Genomic DNA, 15,542 nt, shown 5'->3' on the forward strand with positions numbered 1-15,542 from the left:
GGCGCGTCGCGCGTCGCTCCCGATGTCGGGCGCGCGCAAAGACTACCCAACGAATCTATAAATAAGACAGGAGACACCGCATGAGTCGGACATCCAGTTTTGTCGTGTGGACGATCGTCGCGCTACTTGGCGCGTTCGCGTTCGGCACGATCGCGCTCGCGCACGGCGAGCGAATCAGCGCACTGTGGATCGTGATCTGCGCCGTGTGCGTTTATCTGATCGCGTACCGCTTCTACAGCCGCTTCATCGCGACCCAGGTGCTGCAACTCGACGGCCTGCGCATGACGCCGGCCGTGCGCCACAACGACGGGCTCGATTACGTGCCCACCAACAAATACGTACTGTTCGGCCACCACTTCGCGGCGATCGCGGGCGCGGGTCCGCTGGTCGGCCCGGTGCTGGCCGCGCAGATGGGCTACATGCCCGGCATGCTGTGGATTCTCGCGGGCGTGGTGTTCGCGGGCGCGGTGCAGGATTTCGTGGTGCTGTTCCTCTCCACGCGCCGCGACGGCCGCTCGCTCGGCGACCTCGTGAAGATGGAACTCGGCCCGGTGCCCGGCGTGATCGCGCTGTTCGGCACCTTCCTCATCATGATCATCATTCTCGCGGTGCTCGCGCTGATCGTGGTGAAGGCGCTGACGAACTCGCCGTGGGGCACGTTCACCGTGGCCGCGACGATTCCCATCGCGATCTTCATGGGCCTGTACGTGCGTTACATCCGTCCGGGCAAGATCGGCGAGATCTCGATCATCGGCTTCATTCTGCTGATGGCGTCGATCGCGTTCGGCCAGCACGTGCACGATTCGCCGACGCTCGCCGCGTGGTTCACGTTCACGGGCACGCAGCTCACGTGGATCCTGATCGGTTACGGCTTCGTGGCGTCGGTGCTGCCGGTGTGGCTGCTGCTCGCGCCGCGCGACTATCTCTCGACGTTCCTGAAGATCGGCACGATTCTCGCGCTCGCGATCGGCATTCTGATCGTCGCGCCGGAACTGAAGATGCCCGCGTTCACGAAGTTCATCGACGGCACCGGTCCGGTGTGGTCGGGCAACCTGTTCCCGTTCCTCTTCATCACGATCGCGTGCGGTTCGGTCTCGGGCTTCCACGCGCTGATCTCGTCGGGCACCACGCCCAAGCTGCTCGATAACGAAACCAACGCGCGCTTCATCGGTTACGGCGCGATGCTGATGGAATCGTTCGTGGCGATCATGGCGCTGGTGGCCGCTTCGGTGATCGAGCCGGGCGTGTACTTCGCGATGAACGCGCCGCTCGCCGTGCTCGGCACGACGCCGGACGCGGTGGCGCAGACGGTCGGCCACTGGGGCTTCGTGCTGACGCCGGACATGCTCACGCAAACGGCGCAGGCCGTGGGCGAAACGACCATCGTCGCGCGCGCCGGCGGTGCACCGACGCTGGCGGTCGGCATGGCGCAGATCCTGCACCAGGTCGTGGGCGGCCAGGCGATGATGGCGTTCTGGTATCACTTCGCGATTCTGTTCGAAGCGCTCTTCATCCTGACCGCCGTCGACGCGGGCACGCGCGCGGGCCGCTTCATGCTGCAGGATCTGCTCGGCACGTTCCATCCGGCTTTGAAGCGCACGGAATCGTTGCCCGCGAATCTGATCGCCACGGCGCTGTGCGTGGCCGCGTGGGGCTACTTCCTGTATCAAGGCGTGGTCGATCCGCTCGGCGGCATCAACACGTTGTGGCCGCTGTTCGGCATCTCGAACCAGATGCTCGCCGGCATCGCGCTGATGCTCGCGACCGTCGTGCTGTTCAAGATGAAGCGCGAGAAGTTCGCATGGGTGACGGCGCTGCCGACGCTGTGGCTGCTCATTTGCACGCTCACGGCGGGTCTGCAGAAGATTTTCGACAGCAACCCGAAGGTCAGCTTCGTCGCGCACGCGCAGAAGCTGTCGGCGGCGCTCGACGCGGGCAAGATCGTCGCGCCCGCGAAGTCGGTCGAGCAGATGCAGCGCATGATCTTCAACGATTACGTCGATGCCGCGCTCTCGGGCCTGTTCATCTTCGTGGTGGTGAGCATCGTGGTGTACGGCCTGATCGCGATCGCGCGCGCGCGCCGCATCGACCGTCCGACCGTGCAGGAAACGCCGTACGAGGCGATGCCGGCGAACGGCGCGGCCGTCGCGGCGCATCGCGTGCATTGATACTGACGCACTGAACGGAGCGCATCATGTTCTCGGAACTTCGCGACAACGTGCAGACCGCGGGCCGCTATCTGGGCCAGGCGATGCGTCTGATGGTCGGTCTGCCGGACTACGACGGTTACGTCGCGCACATGCGCGCGACGCATCCCGATCGTCCGGTGATGACTTACGAGGAGTTTTTCCGCGAGCGCCAGAATGCGCGTTACGGTTCGGGCGCGGGGAAATGCTGCTGAGGCGCGGGCCGTAAGCGGGCACAAGCCGCTGAAACAAGCCGCGGCCGCTGTCGATAAAAAAGCGCGAGGGCGAAAGCCTTCGCGCTTTTTTCATGGGCGGCGCAAAGCGGCCTACACTACGCGCATCCCGTCCGTTGGACGTGTCCCGAGGATCGCCGCCGATCATGTCCGCCCGCGAAGAGTTCGATGCCGCGCCATCGGCGACGCCCGCCGACGCGCTCGAAGATCCCGCGCTGTTGCGCCGCCTGTTGCGCGCCAAGGATCGCATGGACGCCGCCTCGCACGAAGCGTGGCCCGTCAGGCGGCTGGCGGCGGTGAGCGGCGTCTCCGAGGCGCATTTCGCGCGCTCGTTCAAGCGCGCGTTCGGCCTGCCGCCGCATCGCTACCTGCTCTCCCGGCGCATCGAGCAGGCCACCACGCTCCTGCGCGACACCGACCTCGCGATCACCGATATCGCCTTCGCCACGGGCTGGGAAAGCCTCGGCACCTTCGGGCGCATCTTTCGCGACATCACCGGGACGAGCCCGAGCGCCATGCGCGTGGCGGCGTGCGCGAGCGTGGCCGAACCGGGCAGCGTGCCCGCCTGCGTGCTGAAGGCCGCGCAGCGCCCCGATCTGACGATGGCAGTTTTGGAGAAGCGCCGCCGCGCGGCGAAGGCTACAGTGCGGCCATCAACCAGCACGCGGCCGAAGGCCAGGGAGACAGGATGAATCAGGGTAACGAACACGGCGCCCAGCAGGGCGTCAATGTGGTGGGCATCTACGTGGATGATCAGGACGCGGCGCTCGCGTTCTACGTCGACAAACTCGGCTTTCGCGTGCACACGGACGTGCGTAACGGCGCGTATCGCTGGCTCACGGTCCAGCATCCGGAACAGCCGTCGTTTCAGCTCGGCCTCTTCACGCCCGGTCCGCCCGTGCACGACGAAGCCACGGCGCAGACGCTGCGCGCGATGGTGGCCAAAGGCGCGATGCCGCCGCTCGTGCTCGCCGTGGCCGACTGCCGGGCGCTTTACGCGCAATGGTCGGCGCGCGGCGTCGAGTTCACGCAGGAGCCGACCGAGCGTTACGGCAACATCGACGCGGGATTCCGCGACCCGGCGGGCAACGGCTGGAAGATGATCCAGTCGGCGAAAAACTGAAGGCGCGACGTTCGGCTTCGCCTTCGCCAAAAGAAAAAGGCGCAACGGTCTGCACCGTTGCGCCTTTTTCGATTCAGCCTCGCGCCTCGCGGCGCGATCGCGCTGAACGTATCGCGATGGCGATGGCTTAGCCTGCCGCGACCGTCACCGGCTTCTTCGTCTTGGCCGAGTTCTTGATCTCGTCGAGCTTGATTTCGACGTGACGCGAGAACACGTATTCAGCCGGACGTTGCGTGTCCAGCGGGATGTCCTTCACGAACGCGCCTTCGGTCTTCGGGCCGCTCAACGCGACCTTCAGCGCCTTCAGCGGATGCGCGACCGTGTCCATCACGGCGGTCGCTTCGAAGCCGCAGTGGACCATGCAGTCCGCGCACTTCTCGTACTTGCCCGTACCGTACTTGTCCCACTCGGTCGTTTCCATCAGTTCCTTGAAGGTCTTCACATAACCTTCGCCGACCAGATAGCACGGCTTTTGCCAGCCGAACACCGTGCGCGCCGGGTTGCCCCACGGCGTGCATTCGTAGGTCTGGTTGCCGGCCAGGAAGTCGAGGAACAGGCTCGACTGGCTGAACGACCACTTCTTGCCGTTGTTGCCGCGCTTGAAGATTTCGCGGAACAGGTTCTTGGTCTTGTCGCGGTTCAGGAAGTGCTGCTGGTCCGGCGCGCGCTCATACGCATAGCCCGGCGACACCGTGATGCCGTCGACGCCGATGGCGTGAGCCGTGTCGAAGAACTTCGCCACGCGGTCCGGCTGCGCGTCGTTGAACAGCGTGCAGTTGATGTTCACGCGGAAGCCGCGGCGCTTGGCTTCCTTGATGGCCGCGACGGCCTTGTCGTAGACGCCTTCCTGCGAGACCGAATGGTCGTGCGCTTCACGGTCGCCGTCGAGGTGAACCGACCAGACGAAGTACGGGCTCGGCTCGTAGTCGTCCATCTTCTTTTCCATGAGCAGCGCGTTCGTGCACAGGTACACGAACTTCTTGCGCGCCATGATGCCCTTGACGATCTGGGGCATTTCCTTGTGCAGCAGCGGCTCGCCGCCTGCGATCGACACGACCGGCGCACCGCATTCGTCCACGGCGCCGAGGCACTCTTCCAGCGACAGACGCTGGTTCAGGATGGGATCCGGATAGTCGATCTTGCCGCAGCCGTTACAGGCCAGGTTGCAGCGGAACAGCGGCTCGAGCATCAGCGCGAGCGGATAGCGTTTGTTGCCGCCGAAATGTTGGCGGAAAATGTAGGCGCCAACGCGGACTTTTTGTAGCAGCGGAATAGACAAGACGTCCTCCTTAAACTTCGCGCGCGACGAGCGGTTGCAGCAGCTTCGACGGCAGCTTGAATTCGACTTTTTCCTCACGGCCCGCCATCGTCGACACCTCGACAGGCCCCAACGCGCGCAGCGCGTCGATCACGTTTTCCACCATTTCTTCGGGCGCCGACGCACCGGCCGTGATACCGACCGTATGTGCGCCTTCGAACCACTCGGCTTTCACTTCCGAGCCGTCCGCGACGAGGTAGCTCGGCAGACCCGACTCGCTGCCGATTTCGCGCAGACGATTCGAGTTCGAGCTGTTGGTCGCGCCCACGACGAGCAGCACATCGACCTGCGAAGACAGATCGCGCACGGCGGCCTGACGGTTCTGCGTGGCGTAGCAGATGTCACGCGTGTCCGGACCGACGATGTCGGAGAACCGCTTGAGCAGCGCGTCGATGATGCCGCGCGTGTCGTCCACCGACAGCGTGGTTTGCGTCACGTACGCGAGCGGCGCGTCGAGCGGCAGTTCGAGCTTCGCGACATCGGCTTCGCTTTGCACCAGCAGCACGGTGCCGGGAATCTGGCCGATCGTGCCTTCCACTTCCGGGTGACCGGCGTGGCCGATCAGGATCAGCGTGCGGCCGGCGGCCACGTACTGACGGCCTTGCACGTGGACCTTGGTGACGAGCGGACAGGTTGCGTCCAGCACGTCGAGGTCACGTTCTTCGGCGGCGCGTTCGACCGTCTTGGCAACGCCGTGGGCGCTGAAAATGGCGACTGCGCCCTCGGGCACTTCGTCGAGCTCTTCCACGAAACGCGCGCCCTTGTTGCGCAGGTTCTCGACCACGTGCCGGTTGTGGACGATTTCATGGCGCACGTAGACGGGCGCGCCGTGCTTCTGCAGTGCGCGATCGACAATTTCGATCGCACGGACAACCCCCGCACAAAAGCCGCGGGGTTGGGCAAGGATCACTCGCATAAGGTGGCGAACTCCGACTGCCGCGGTTACCGAAAGGGACGTGTCAGCCCCGCTCGCCGCGACCATCATTATTAATAAGAAGCTAGTAAATGCTTGATCCGCCAGGGGATGGCGGAAAAACCAGACGCGCATTTTAACCCCATCGCCTTGTGTTTGCTGGTTGGCGAACGAGAAGGTGCTGCGCGCACGCGACGATAATCGATTAGGGCCCCATTTTGGCCTCTTTTCTCGCGGCTGTTTTGGCCCGTGACGATGCGATGTCAGCGAAGTGTCAGGTGCGTGGCGGCACCGTGACAAGGCCCGGCTGGCGGGCTTCAGCGGCTTTTAGTAAGGAAAATGAAGGGCTTGGAGGCGGCTGGCCGGCCGCTGCGCCGACGCGCGGCCGGTTTGTCCGACGGCCGACCGTGGCGCGGTGCAACATGACGCCGGAACCCTTAAACTATCGCTCCCCGCCGTCCGCGCGTAATCGCGATGCCGGGCGGGACCGACCCCAATGGACGCCATGGAACCCGACCACTACGACGAATTTCCGGTAGCGAAGCTGTTGCTGCCGAAGGCGCTGCGCGCGCCTGTCGGCGTGATCTACCATGTCGCGCGCGCGCTCGACGACATCGCCGACGAAGGCGACTGGCTTCCGGAGGAGCGCCATTCGCGGCTCGACGACTTCCGCGACGGGCTCGACGCCGTCGCCGAAGGCCGCCCGGCGCCCGTGCATCCGATGCTGTTCGCGCGGCTCGCCGACGTGGTGCGCCGCTGCCGTCTGCCGCTGCAGCCGTTCTACGACCTGGTGTCGGCGTTCGATCAGGACATCGACACCACGCGTTACGCCGACCGCCTCACGCTGCTCGACTTCTGCCACCGCTCGGCGAATCCAGTCGGGCACCTGATGCTGCAACTGATCGACGAGGCCTCGCCCGCGAATCTCGCCGACTCCGATTCGATTTGCACGGCGTTGCAACTCATCACGTTCTTGCAGGACGTGCCCGCCGACTGGCAGCGCGGCCGCGTGTACCTGCCGCAAGCCGAGCGCGAGCGTTTCAACGTCACCGAGGCGCAGATCGCCGCGGGCGTCGTGGACGACGCGTGGCGCGCGCTGATGCGCCATGAGGTGAACGAAGCGCGCGCGCTGATGCTCAGCGGCGCGCCGCTCGCGCTGCGCGTGCCGGGGCGCTTCGGGCTGGAACTGTGCAGCGTGGTGCACGGCGGCCTGCGCGTGCTCGAACTCATCGAGCGCGCCGATTACGATATTTTCCGCGTGCGGCCCGCGCTGCGCGCATCCGACTGGGCCGTGGTGCTGATGCGCACGGCGGCCATGTGGCTGTCGCGCCGGGTTGGCGTGCGCGCGCCTTCGATCGAGAGTAATAACGCATGATGACAACGATTCTCTTTGCCGTGTCCTGCCTGTCGCTGGTGATCTGGTTCGTGCTGCTGTTCGGGCGCGGCGGCTTCTGGCGCTCGCGTCCGGCCGAGCCGCTGCCGGTCGTCGAGCCCGCGGCGGGCTGGCCGTCGGCGTGCGCCGTGGTGCCCGCGCGCAACGAAGCCGACGCGATCGGCGAAGCCGTCGCCTCGCTGCTCCAGCAAAACTATGGCGGCGACTTCCACGTGATCGTGATCGACGATCACAGCACCGACGGCACCGCCGAAGCCGCGCGCGCCGCCGCGCTCGCGCTGCACTGCCCGGAAAAGCTCACCGTCATCACCGCGAAGCCGCTGCCTGCGGGCTGGTCGGGGAAGGTCTGGGCGCAGTCGCAGGGCATCGAAGCCGTGCGCACGCTCGGTCTGGATGCCGACTACCTGCTGCTCACCGACGCCGACATCGGCCATCCGCCCGACGCGCTCGCGCAACTCGTGGTGCGCGCGCAGGCCGAGAAGCGCGACCTGGTTTCGCTGATGGTGCGTCTGCGCTGCGACTCGTTCTGGGAAAAGGCGCTGATTCCCGCCTTCGTGTTTTTCTTCGCCAAGCTCTATCCGTTCGCGTGGGTCAACAATCCGCGCAACAAGACGGCGGCGGCGGCGGGCGGCTGCATGCTGGTGCGCCGCACGGCGCTGGAGGAAGCGGGCGGCATCGAGTCGATCCGCGCCGAACTCATCGACGATTGCAGCCTCGCGGCGCGCATCAAGCATCGCGGCGAGGGGCATCATCCGATTCGTCTGGACGTGGCGGCGAAGAGCGTGTCGCTGCGCCCGTACGATTCGTGGAAGGACATCTGGAACATGATCGCGCGCACCGCGTTCACGCAGCTGCATTACTCGGCGTGGCAGCTCGCGGGCACGCTGCTGGGCATGGCGGTGATCTATCTCGCGCCGCCGGTGGTCGCGCTCGCGCTGGGCGCGCAGGGCTGGCCCGCGTGGCTCGCCTGGGCGCTGATGTGCTGCGCCTACGCGCCGATGCTTGCCTACTATCGCCGCTCGCCGCTGTGGGCGCCGTTCCTGCCGCTCGTCGCGCTGTTCTACGTGGGCGCGACCTTCGCTTCGGCGTGGCGCTTCTGGCGCGGCAAGGGCGGCCAGTGGAAGGCGCGCGTGCAGGCGCCGGTGCAAGGGCGCTGAGATTCGCCGGCGCGCGTGCCTTGAGCCGCGCGCCAGTAAAAAAGCCGCCGCGTCTTCACGCGGCGGCTTTTTTTATGCCGATGCGGTTCGCGCTTCGGCGATGCGGCGCGGCTTAGCGCTGCGTCAGCATCATGTACATCTGCACGACCATGTCGGGCGAGAACGTGAACGGCACCCAGCCGTGGCCGTTATGGCGCAGCACCAGCAGACGGTCGCCGTTCGACTGCTTCTGCACGGCCATCGTCGGATTCTTCGTCGAGGCGAAGCGCCAGCCGGGCGGAATGCCGGGCGGCGGCTCGGGCTGCATCGAGGCGCGCGCGTTCGCGAGTTCCTCGATCAGCTGACCAATCTGCATCGGATGCAGCGACACGGTCTGACCGCCGATCGTCATCGTGATCTCGTTCTGCGACGGGCGGCCGACTTCGAGCAACGGGGCGGCGGCTGCGGTTTCCGAGGCTGCCGAGGTTTCCACGGCTTCGGCTTGCGCGCTCGCGGAGTCGGCAGCGTCAGCGACCTCAACGGCTGCGGTTTCAGCTTCAGCGGATTCGGCGGCTTGCGGTTCAGCCTGCGGCGCTTCTACCGTCTCCGCGCGCGCGGACGGCTGCGCCGGCGTATCGACAGACGCGACAGACGCGACAGACCCGGCGTCTTCGAACGGCGAAGGCGGGACTTCGAGCTTCGGCGGGGCTTCGAACACGGGCGTGTCGGTCGGCGCGAGCGCCGGGCCGGCGGCCGGGGTATCGACGATATGCAGCGCGGGCGCGGTGCGGACGGCCTGGATGAGCTGATCGACGCCCACTTCGAGCGCGCCGATCTGGTCTTGAAGATTCATGCGAGGCTTCTCTGGTAAGACCCGCGATTTTACCCATAGCGCACGCGCATTGCCCGTCCGCCGTTGTAAGCATGACGCAACAAAAGTTGTAACAAAGTGCGCGGATGGCCGCCAGAAGCCCGCAGATCGGGCGTTTGGGTCGATCCGGACGGGGGCCGGGCGTCGCTTATTTCGCGTTCAGATAACCGGCTTCGCGGAACCACGCGAGCGCGTCCTTGAGGCCTTCGCGATACGGCCGCGCCTGATAGCCCAGCTCGCGCTCCGCCTTCGCCGACGTGAAATACATCTTGTTTTTCGACATCTTCAGCGCATCGACGGTCACGAACGGCTCGCGCTTCGTGATGCGCGCCACGGCTTCCGCGCCCATCGCGAGCGGATAGAGCGGCCAGCGCGGCAGCGCGATCGTCGGCGGCTTGCGGCCCACCATGCCGGCGATGTCGGCGAGCATCTGTTGCAGCGGCAGGTTCTCGCCGCCGAGGATGTAGCGCTCGCCGATCCGGCCGCGCTCCAGCGCGAGAAAGTGACCGTTCGCGACGTCGTCGACGTGCACGAGATTCAGGCCCGTGTCGACGAATGCGGGCATCTTGCCCGTCGCCGCCTCGACGATGATGCGGCCCGTGGGCGTCGGCTTCACGTCGCGCGGACCGATCGGCGTCGACGGATTGACGATCACGGCGGGCAGGCCGTCCTGCTCGATCATGCGTTCGACCGCGCGCTCGGCGATCACCTTGCTGCGCTTGTACACGCCGATCGCCTGATCGGCCTTCAGCGGCGAGGTTTCGTCGGCGGAATTGCCGGAACTCGTGACCTTGAGCGTGGCCACGCTGCTCGTGTAGACGATGCGCTCGACGCCCGCCGCGAGCGCGGCGCGCATGGTGGCTTCGGCGCCTTCGAGATTGGCGCGCTCGATTTCGAGCGGATCCGGCGCCCAGAGGCGATAGTCGGCGGCGACGTGGAACAGGTAGCGCACGCCGTCTAGCGCGCGGCGCATCGAGGCTTCGTCGCGCATGTCGCCGGTGACGATCTCGACGTCGAGCGATTCGAGGTTCTTGCGCGGACTCGTCGCGCGCACCAGCAGGCGCACGGCGAAGCCTTTTTCCAGCGCGATGCGGGCGACGGCCGAGCCGACGAAGCCGGACGCGCCGGTGATCAGCACGAGGTCCTTGTTAGCGCGGGAAGTGTCGGTCATTCTGGATTTCGCTTTCGGGTTCGATGAGCGGCGCGCCGTGATGCAGGCCGCCGCAGTGGCACGGATTGTACGTGGCGCGGCGGCGGCGCGTGCGCGCGCAGGGTCAAGGCAATCGCGTCTACAATGCCGACCGTAAGTTGCAAGCACGGCTAGAGGAGATCGAACGATGAGCGAACCGGATCTGGATGCGCGCCTGGAAACGTATTACGTGCGCGTGCGCGGAACGGTGCAGGGCGTGGGTTTTCGTCACGCGACGGTGCGTCAGGCGCACGCGCTGCGCATTCGCGGCTACGTCGCCAATCTTGAGGACGGCTCGGTCGAAGCCGTGATTCAGGGCTCGGCGAATCAGGTGGACCGCATGCTGTCGTGGCTGCGTCACGGGCCGCCCGCCGCGCGCGTGAGTGCCGTGGAAAGCGAGGAGCGCCGCACCGAGAAGCGTTACGAGCGCTTCGAACAGCACTGAGATCCGGCGATGAAAAAACGGGGCGCTTGTGAAAGCGCCCCGTTTTTATTCCGGCTCGGGAAAACGATGCGCGGGTCAGCGCACCGCGAGCAGGCTTTCCGCGAAGCCCCACTCCCTCTCGACCCACTGATGCGCGCAGTCGAAGCCCGCATCGGCGGCGATCGCGGGGATTTCGTCGGCGTGATACTTGTGGCTGCTTTCGGTCCAGATGGTCTCGCCCGGCTCCAGTTCGATGCTCAGACGCGCCGCGCCCACGTGCGCCTCGACGTGACGCTTCGCGCGCAGGTGCATTTCCACGCTGCGCACGTCGGGATTGAAGCGCGCGACGTGCTCGAAGTCGTGCAGGTCGAAGTCGCCGTCGAGTTCGCGATTGATGCGCGAGAGCAGGTTCAGGTTGAACGCGGCCGTCGCGCCGATCGAGTCGTCGTAGGCGGCGATCAGCGTATCGACGGGCTTCACGAGGTCGGTGCCGAGCAGCAGCGTATCGCCGGGACGCAGCATCGCGCGGATGTCGCGCAGAAAACGCGTCGCCGCGAGGCGCGCGAAATTGCCGATGGTGCTGCCGAGAAACAGCACGAACAGGCGCTCGCCGTCCTTGCGCTGGCGGCTGACTTCGGCGAGACCGGCCAGATAGTCGCGCTCGTAGCCGACGATCGAAATGCGCTCGATGTCGGCCAGTTCGCGGCGGCACAGTTGCAGCGCGGTGCGCGAAATTTCGATCGGACAATACGCGGTGGGACGCTTGCGGCACAGCGCTTCGAGAATGCGGCGCGTCTTGCGGCCGCTGCCGCTGCCGAGTTCGGCGACCTTGACGTCGGCGGGCAGCGCGTCGACGATCTCGTTGGCGTAGCGCGTGAGCAGGCGCTCCTCGGCGCGCGTGACGCCGTATTCGGGCAAGACCGTGATGACCTCGAACAGCGCCGAACCGACTTCGTCATACAGATACATCGACGGCAATTCCTTCTGCGGCGCGTGCGTGAGACCCGCGCGGACGTCGGCGGCGAAGGTGGAAGGCGGGCCTGGCTGCGGCGTGGGGCGGGACGCAGGAAGTGACATGCGGGCTCCAGTTGCGTTGGACGGCGGGTGGCGGGGGCGCGGCGACGGCGTGGCCTCGATGCGCGGCGGCCGGTGGGCGGTTCCGAAGCGAGACTTACGTTCTAGTCCATCATCGCGTGCAATTCACGGACTAAATTGGCGGTTTCGCTGCCTCGGCAGAGTCAGCATCGGCCGTGCCCGCCGTTACGGCGCGGCTGGCGGGAGACTAGAATGCCGGCTGGCCGACCGGCGCGAGCGCCGCATCCGGCCGCTGCTAAATCAATACAACATTCAAATGACAACGCTTTTTCCGGCGTCCGCCGCGTCGCACCGACGCGCCGCCGCCCTCGCCTCGCCGGCCGCCGTGCTTGCCGATTCCGCTTTTTCGCGCCGCTCGACATGTCGATAAGCTACGAACCCGGGCGCGGCATCACGCTTTCCGTGACCGCTTCGGCGCTGTTCGCGCTGATGTCGGCGTACACCTTGCTGCTCGCGCCGCTCGGCGGCCTCGACATCTTCGCGTGGCGCGTGATCTGGACCGTGCCGGGCGCGCTCGCGCTGGTGGTGCTGCGCAAGCGTCTGCCGCACATGCGCGACCTGCTTGCGCGCGCGATCCGCGATCCGCGCATCGCGCTGATGCTGGTGGCGGGCGCGGCCCTGCTCGGCGTGCAGTTATGGGTGTTTCTGTGGGCGCCGCTGCACGGCCGCATGCTCGAGGTGTCGCTCGGCTATTTCATGCTGCCGCTGGTGATGGTGCTGGTCGGACGCTATTACTATCACGAGCGCCTTGAGCCGCTGCAATGGATCGCGGTGGCCTGCGCGGCCGTGGGCGTGGCGCACGAACTCTGGGCGACGCACGCGTTTTCGTGGCCGACGCTGATCACGGCGCTCGGTTATCCGCCGTATTTCGTGCTGCGCCGCAAGATCCACGCGGATTCGCTGGCGATGTTCGCCATCGAGATGGTGTTGCTGCTGCCCGTGGCCTTCATCGAAGTGCATGCGGGCGGCTCGCTCGCGCTGCTCGGCCAGCATGCGCTGCTCGCGTGGGTGCTGCTGCCGGGGCTGGGCGTGATCAGCACGGTCGCGCTCGCGACCTTCCTGAAGTCGAGCCGGCTGCTGCCGATGGCGCTGTTCGGCATCCTCGGTTATGTGGAGCCGGTGCTGCTCGTGGTGGTGTCGGTGACGCTGCTCGGCGAGCATCTGGGCGCGCGTCAGCTCGCGACTTATGTGCCGATCTGGCTGGCGGTCGCGTTGACGGCGCTGCACGGCGCGCGGCTCGTGCGCGTGTCACGCTGATTGGGTGAAGAAGCGGTGAAGAAGCGGCGCGCGCTGACCAGGCTCATTGCGCGCGGTCACTGCGCGTGCTGCGCGCGCGGCGGATTGATACGCGTCGGGCCCACTTTCGCTTCGATCGCCTCGCGCAACGCGGGGCGCCAGCCGAGCGCGAACAGCGCCTCCGCGAGCACGAACAGCGGCCCGACGATCAGGCCGATCACATCGTCGACGAAGGCGGGCTTGCGATGCTCCCACGCCACGTGGCCGACGAACTGAAAGATCCAGCCCACCACGAACAGACCGACGCCGGCCGCAAGCCACACGGCCGTGGATTCGCGCGCGAGCCACGCGCCCACGCCGAGACAGAACGCCGAAAACACGGCCATCATCGCGCCGAGCGGCACGTCGAGCACGAGGTAATAGAGCGTCGCGCCGCCGAACAGCAGCCACGCGGGCGAGAGCGGCACGGCGGCGAGCGGCCATGCGGCGACGGCGAACGCCGGGCGCGAGAGCAGCACGGCGAGCGCCAGCACGATCATCGGAATGCCGACGAAATGCGTGGCGATATTGCGGGCGTCGCGGTGATAGCCGGCGTACTGGGTGAGCTGCTCTGTCAGGTTTCTCATGGATGCCCCTCTGTCTCCAAAATCATTATGATCGTCGGGCGCGCGGCCCCGAACCTTCGGCTAGCCGACAATTGCCGCGCTTTTTACCGCGCGTGTTACCGCTGCACCGCGCCATGATCCCGTGCGCCGGCACCGACCCGATCCGATGACTTCGACCCGTCCCGCCTCGCCCGCTTCCTCAGCTAACGTCGTTTACGCCGACGATGCCGCCGCCGTGAGCGTCGCGCTCGAACGCAGCGCCTGGTTCGCCGCCGCGCCCGCGCCGCTGCGTTCAGCGTTGCGGGCGGCGGGCCGCGTGCGCGTGCTGCGCGCGGGCGAGCGCCTGTTCCTGCGCGGCGACGCCGCCGACGGACTCTATTGCGTGCTCGACGGCGCGATGCGCGTCGGCGCGGCCAGCATGACCGGACGCGAGGCGCTGCTCGCCGTGGTCGGCCCCGCGCACTGGTTCGGCGAGATCGCGCTGTTCGATGCGGGCGTGCGCACGCACGATGCCTACGCCGAACGCGACTCGACGCTCTTTCATGTGCCGAGCGCGCCGCTCGCCGCGCTGCTCGCGGCCACGCCCGCCTATTGGCATGCCTTCGGTTTGCTGCTCGCGCAGAAGCTGCGCTTCGCCTTCGACGCCATCGAGGAAAGCGCGCTGCTGCCCGCCGCCGCGCGCGTCGCGCGCCGCCTGCTGGTGCTGGCGGCCGATGACGGCGGCACGCAGTCGGCGCGGCGCGTGGTGAACGTGCCGCAGGAAGACCTCGCGCTGATGCTCGCGCTCTCGCGCCAGACCGTGAACCAGATCCTGCGCCAGTTCGAACGCGACGGACTCGTGCAACTGCGCTACGGTGAAATTGAGATCGTCGATGCGGTGCGGCTGGAGCAGCAGGCGCACTGATCGCGCCGAAGGTGGGTGGAATCAATATTGATCGACAAGATCAACATTGACGAAAGCATGCGGCCAGAACATCCGCGCCATTGCAGCGCCGCGCCGTTTGCATCGACAATGACGCGGCTTTCGTTGCTTTCGACCGGCAAGCCCGGCCTATCGACCTCGCGGATTTCCGCGCTCCCCCTTGAGCTTCATGACCGACCGCGTCGTTGCCGCCTTCGATTTCGACGGCACCATCACCACGTCCGATAGTTTCCGCGCCTTCATGCTCGACGCCGCCGGGCCCGCGCGCTTCGCCCTCGCCGCGCTGCGCTGCCTGCCGTGGCTCGCGGGCATCGCGCCCGGCTGGTCCGACCGTGGCCGCACCAAGGCGCGCTTTCTGCGCGCCGCGCTCGGCAATGTGCGGCGCGAGGCGCTCGAAGCCGCCGCGCAACGTTTCGTCGAGACGCGCCTGCCCGATCTGCTGCGCCCCGAGATGCTCGCGCGCATCCGCGAACATCAGGCGCTCGGCCACGAAGTCGTGCTCGTGAGCGCGTCGCCGTCGATCTATCTGCGCAAGTGGGCGCCGGGCGTCGGCATCGACACCGTGCTGGCGAGCGAACTGGCCTGGCGCGAGGGCGTCTACACTGGACAGCTCGCGGGCAAGAACTGCTGGGGCCCGGAGAAGGTCGCGCGGCTGCGCGGCTGGTGGGGCGAGCACGCGCCCGCCACGCTGTATGCCTACGGCGACAGCCGCGGCGACCGCGAAATGGCCGAACTCGCGAACTACGCCTGGATACGCGGCGAGGCGCCGCTGCCCGCGCTCGCGCCGCAAGGCGGCTTCGCGCCGGCCTGAGCGCCGCCGGTCAATTCCCGCGTGACGCGCACGTCGGCACATAAACGAACGCACAATCGAACGCACAAGCGAACCCACAATCGAACG

The 15,542-nt window shown here is 66.8% G+C and carries 16 protein-coding genes; 10 read left to right on the top strand and 6 right to left on the bottom strand.

Features of this window, described 5'->3' with window-relative positions; genetic code table 11:
• Positions 1-80: 80 nt before the first annotated feature.
• The 4 genes from SB764_RS06875 to SB764_RS06890 all read left to right on the top strand — a co-directional run bounded on the left by SB764_RS06875 (position 81) and on the right by SB764_RS06890 (position 3,542).
• The gene (locus tag SB764_RS06875) at positions 81-2,168 is read left to right on the top strand and encodes a carbon starvation CstA family protein (protein WP_065061639.1); all 2,088 of its coding nucleotides are present in this window, start codon (positions 81-83) and stop codon (positions 2,166-2,168) included.
• A 26-nt stretch (positions 2,169-2,194) separates the two neighbouring features.
• A complete protein-coding gene (locus SB764_RS06880) occupies positions 2,195-2,401 on the top strand; it encodes a YbdD/YjiX family protein (protein ID WP_027820406.1) in 207 nt (68 codons plus the stop codon).
• Between the two features lie 164 nt (positions 2,402-2,565).
• Positions 2,566-3,111 carry an AraC family transcriptional regulator gene (locus SB764_RS06885; protein ID WP_322007035.1) on the top strand — a complete coding sequence of 182 codons (546 nt, stop codon included), beginning with the start codon at positions 2,566-2,568 and terminating at the stop codon, positions 3,109-3,111.
• A complete protein-coding gene (locus SB764_RS06890) occupies positions 3,108-3,542 on the top strand; it encodes a VOC family protein (protein ID WP_065061637.1) in 435 nt (144 codons plus the stop codon). The genes SB764_RS06885 and SB764_RS06890 overlap by 4 nt, the downstream gene beginning before the upstream one ends.
• Before the next feature lie 127 nt (positions 3,543-3,669).
• Here the strand turns inward: SB764_RS06890 and hpnH are convergent, their stop codons facing one another.
• Complete coding sequence (gene hpnH, locus SB764_RS06895; protein ID WP_065061636.1) at positions 3,670-4,821, bottom strand: adenosyl-hopene transferase HpnH; 1,152 nt, start codon at positions 4,819-4,821, stop codon at positions 3,670-3,672.
• Between the two features lie 10 nt (positions 4,822-4,831).
• Entirely contained in the window at positions 4,832-5,776 is a 945-nt protein-coding gene (gene ispH / locus SB764_RS06900; protein WP_065061635.1) for a 4-hydroxy-3-methylbut-2-enyl diphosphate reductase, read from the bottom strand.
• 502 nt (positions 5,777-6,278) lie between these two features.
• Between ispH and hpnC the strand changes: the two genes are divergently transcribed.
• On the top strand, positions 6,279-7,148 hold the full coding sequence (hpnC, locus tag SB764_RS06905) for a squalene synthase HpnC (protein WP_110326018.1): 870 nt from the start codon (positions 6,279-6,281) through the stop codon (positions 7,146-7,148).
• Positions 7,145-8,323: a glycosyltransferase gene (locus SB764_RS06910; RefSeq protein WP_410863043.1), complete on the top strand. Its 1,179-nt coding sequence runs from the start codon at positions 7,145-7,147 to the stop codon at positions 8,321-8,323. The genes hpnC and SB764_RS06910 overlap by 4 nt, the downstream gene beginning before the upstream one ends.
• A gap of 112 nt (positions 8,324-8,435) precedes the next feature.
• On the opposite strand, the gene SB764_RS06915 is transcribed toward SB764_RS06910, so the two are convergent.
• Positions 8,436-9,155: a hypothetical protein gene (locus tag SB764_RS06915; RefSeq protein ID WP_410863045.1), complete on the bottom strand. Its 720-nt coding sequence runs from the start codon at positions 9,153-9,155 to the stop codon at positions 8,436-8,438.
• A 166-nt stretch (positions 9,156-9,321) separates the two neighbouring features.
• Entirely contained in the window at positions 9,322-10,344 is a 1,023-nt protein-coding gene (hpnA, locus tag SB764_RS06920; RefSeq protein ID WP_065061633.1) for a hopanoid-associated sugar epimerase, read from the bottom strand.
• A gap of 166 nt (positions 10,345-10,510) precedes the next feature.
• On the opposite strand from hpnA, the gene SB764_RS06925 reads away from it, so the two are divergent.
• Positions 10,511-10,807, top strand: coding sequence for an acylphosphatase (locus tag SB764_RS06925; RefSeq protein ID WP_321891547.1), 297 nt, complete (start codon positions 10,511-10,513; stop codon positions 10,805-10,807).
• Positions 10,808-10,882: 75 nt separating this feature from the next.
• On the opposite strand, the gene egtD is transcribed toward SB764_RS06925, so the two are convergent.
• Positions 10,883-11,863, bottom strand: coding sequence for an L-histidine N(alpha)-methyltransferase (gene egtD / locus SB764_RS06930; protein ID WP_321891545.1), 981 nt, complete (start codon positions 11,861-11,863; stop codon positions 10,883-10,885).
• A 378-nt stretch (positions 11,864-12,241) separates the two neighbouring features.
• Between egtD and rarD the strand changes: the two genes are divergently transcribed.
• Positions 12,242-13,138: an EamA family transporter RarD gene (rarD, locus tag SB764_RS06935; protein ID WP_065061630.1), complete on the top strand. Its 897-nt coding sequence runs from the start codon at positions 12,242-12,244 to the stop codon at positions 13,136-13,138.
• A gap of 56 nt (positions 13,139-13,194) precedes the next feature.
• Here rarD and SB764_RS06940 read toward each other — a convergent pair whose 3' ends face one another.
• On the bottom strand, positions 13,195-13,743 hold the full coding sequence (locus SB764_RS06940) for a DUF962 domain-containing protein (protein ID WP_065061629.1): 549 nt from the start codon (positions 13,741-13,743) through the stop codon (positions 13,195-13,197).
• 145 nt (positions 13,744-13,888) lie between these two features.
• On the opposite strand from SB764_RS06940, the gene SB764_RS06945 reads away from it, so the two are divergent.
• Both SB764_RS06945 and SB764_RS06950 read left to right on the top strand, forming a co-directional pair.
• On the top strand, positions 13,889-14,626 hold the full coding sequence (locus SB764_RS06945) for a Crp/Fnr family transcriptional regulator (protein ID WP_321891543.1): 738 nt from the start codon (positions 13,889-13,891) through the stop codon (positions 14,624-14,626).
• Between the two features lie 187 nt (positions 14,627-14,813).
• Positions 14,814-15,455, top strand: a complete 642-nt coding sequence (locus SB764_RS06950) for an HAD family hydrolase (RefSeq protein ID WP_074981181.1) — start codon at positions 14,814-14,816, stop codon at positions 15,453-15,455.
• Positions 15,456-15,542 lie beyond the last annotated feature (87 nt).

This window comes from Paraburkholderia sp. SIMBA_027 (assembly GCF_046535315.1).
GTDB classification, from domain to species: domain Bacteria; phylum Pseudomonadota; class Gammaproteobacteria; order Burkholderiales; family Burkholderiaceae; genus Paraburkholderia; species Paraburkholderia tropica.